Raw genomic sequence first — 2767 nt, 5'->3', positions numbered from 1 at the left:
CACTAATAAGTCAATAAAATAAATCTGAGATATTAAAACTGTATAAGTAACAACGCTGGCGGCGTGCCTAATACATGCAAGTCGAGCGGACAGATGGGAGCTTGCTCCCTGATGTTAGCGGCGGACGGGTGAGTAACACGTGGGTAACCTGCCTGTAAGACTGGGATAACTCCGGGAAACCGGGGCTAATACCGGATGCTTGTTTGAACCGCATGGTTCAGACATAAAAGGTGGCTTCGGCTACCACTTACAGATGGACCCGCGGCGCATTAGCTAGTTGGTGAGGTAACGGCTCACCAAGGCAACGATGCGTAGCCGACCTGAGAGGGTGATCGGCCACACTGGGACTGAGACACGGCCCAGACTCCTACGGGAGGCAGCAGTAGGGAATCTTCCGCAATGGACGAAAGTCTGACGGAGCAACGCCGCGTGAGTGATGAAGGCTTTCGGGTCGTAAAGCTCTGTTGTTAGGGAAGAACAAGTGCCGTTAAATAGGGCGGTACCTTGACGGTACCTAACCAGAAAGCCACGGCTAACTACGTGCCAGCAGCCGCGGTAATACGTAGGTGGCAAGCGTTGTCCGGAATTATTGGGCGTAAAGCGCGCGCAGGCGGTTTCTTAAGTCTGATGTGAAAGCCCCCGGCTCAACCGGGGAGGGTCATTGGAAACTGGGGAACTTGAGTGCAGAAGAGGAAAGTGGAATTCCACGTGTAGCGGTGAAATGCGTAGAGATGTGGAGGAACACCAGTGGCGAAGGCGACTTTCTGGTCTGTAACTGACGCTGAGGCGCGAAAGCGTGGGGAGCAAACAGGATTAGATACCCTGGTAGTCCACGCCGTAAACGATGAGTGCTAAGTGTTAGAGGGTTTCCGCCCTTTAGTGCTGCAGCTAACGCATTAAGCACTCCGCCTGGGGAGTACGGCCGCAAGGCTGAAACTCAAAGGAATTGACGGGGGCCCGCACAAGCGGTGGAGCATGTGGTTTAATTCGAAGCAACGCGAAGAACCTTACCAGGTCTTGACATCCTCTGACAACCCTAGAGATAGGGCGTCCCCTTCGGGGGACAGAGTGACAGGTGGTGCATGGTTGTCGTCAGCTCGTGTCGTGAGATGTTGGGTTAAGTCCCGCAACGAGCGCAACCCTTGATCTTAGTTGCCAGCATTCAGTTGGGCACTCTAAGGTGACTGCCGGTGACAAACCGGAGGAAGGTGGGGATGACGTCAAATCATCATGCCCCTTATGACCTGGGCTACACACGTGCTACAATGGATGGTACAAAGGGCTGCAAACCTGCGAAGGTAAGCGAATCCCATAAAGCCATTCTCAGTTCGGATTGTAGGCTGCAACTCGCCTACATGAAGCTGGAATCGCTAGTAATCGCGGATCAGCATGCCGCGGTGAATACGTTCCCGGGCCTTGTACACACCGCCCGTCACACCACGAGAGTTTGTAACACCCGAAGTCGGTGAGGTAACCTTAAGGAGCCAGCCGCCTAAGGTGGGACAGATGATTGGGGTGAAGTCGTAACAAGGTAGCCGTATCGGAAGGTGCGGCTGGATCACCTCCTTTCTAAGGATTTTTACATGACGTACGTTTTGACACTTTGTTCAGTTTTGAGAGTTCAATCTCTCATTAATAATTGCGCCTGCGATTACTCGGCGCAAAACTGCACGTAGATATCACAGTGATGTTTATCATGATGTGATTGAAGTCAGTTGTTTTGTTCTTTGAAAACTAGATAACAGTAATTGCTGAGGAAAAGTGAAACTTTTCTTTAATCAAACCAATAAATAACACAACAGTATGTTGTACCATTTATTCGCTAATGGTTAAGTTAGAAAGGGCGCACGGTGGATGCCTTGGCACTAGGAGCCGATGAAGGACGGGACTAACACCGATATGCTTCGGGGAGCTGTAAGTAAGCTTTGATCCGGAGATTTCCGAATGGGGAAACCCACTGTTCGTAATGGAACAGTATCCTTACCTGAATACATAGGGTATTGAAGGCAGACCCGGGGAACTGAAACATCTAAGTACCCGGAGGAAGAGAAAGCAAATGCGATTTCCTGAGTAGCGGCGAGCGAAACGGAACCAGCCCAAACCAAGAGGCTTGCCTCTTGGGGTTGTAGGACACTCTGTACGGAGTTACAAAGGAACGAGGTAGATGAAGAGGTCTGGAAAGGCCCGCCATAGGAGGTAACAGCCCTGTAGTCAAAACTTCGTTCTCTCCTGAGTGGATCCTGAGTACGGCGGAACACGTGAAATTCCGTCGGAAGCTGGGAGGACCATCTCCCAAGGCTAAATACTACCTAGTGACCGATAGTGAACCAGTACCGTGAGGGAAAGGTGAAAAGCACCCCGGAAGGGGAGTGAAAGAGATCCTGAAACCGTGTGCCTACAAGTAGTCAGAGCCCGTTAACGGGTGATGGCGTGCCTTTTGTAGAATGAACCGGCGAGTTACGATCCCGTGCAAGGTTAAGCTGAAGAGGCGGAGCCGCAGCGAAAGCGAGTCTGAATAGGGCGTTTAGTACGTGGTCGTAGACCCGAAACCAGGTGATCTACCCATGTCCAGGGTGAAGTTCAGGTAACACTGAATGGAGGCCCGAACCCACGCACGTTGAAAAGTGCGGGGATGAGGTGTGGGTAGCGGTGAAATTCCAATCGAACCTGGAGATAGCTGGTTCTCTCCGAAATAGCTTTAGGGCTAGCCTCAAGGTAAGAGTCTCGGAGGTAGAGCACTGATTGGACTAGGGGCCCCTACCGGGTT

At 51.6% G+C, this 2767-nt stretch carries 2 rRNA genes (1 of these 2 only partly in view); both read left to right on the top strand.

From position 1 onward, the window contains the following. Positions 1–20: 20 nt before the first annotated feature. Positions 21–1569 (top strand): 16S ribosomal RNA (locus ACFVVL_RS35275). Between the two features lie 258 nt (positions 1570–1827). Next, positions 1828–2767: ribosomal RNA gene (locus ACFVVL_RS35270) — 23S ribosomal RNA — on the top strand; it runs 1988 nt beyond the window's last position. Together the 16S and 23S rRNA genes form the textbook arrangement of a ribosomal RNA operon.

The sequence above is a fragment of the Kitasatospora sp. NPDC058115 genome, from assembly GCF_042884635.1.
GTDB lineage: Bacteria > Actinomycetota > Actinomycetes > Streptomycetales > Streptomycetaceae > Kitasatospora.
The sequence above is the reverse complement of the archived record's forward strand: the minus strand, read 5'-3'. Positions and strand labels throughout refer to the sequence as shown.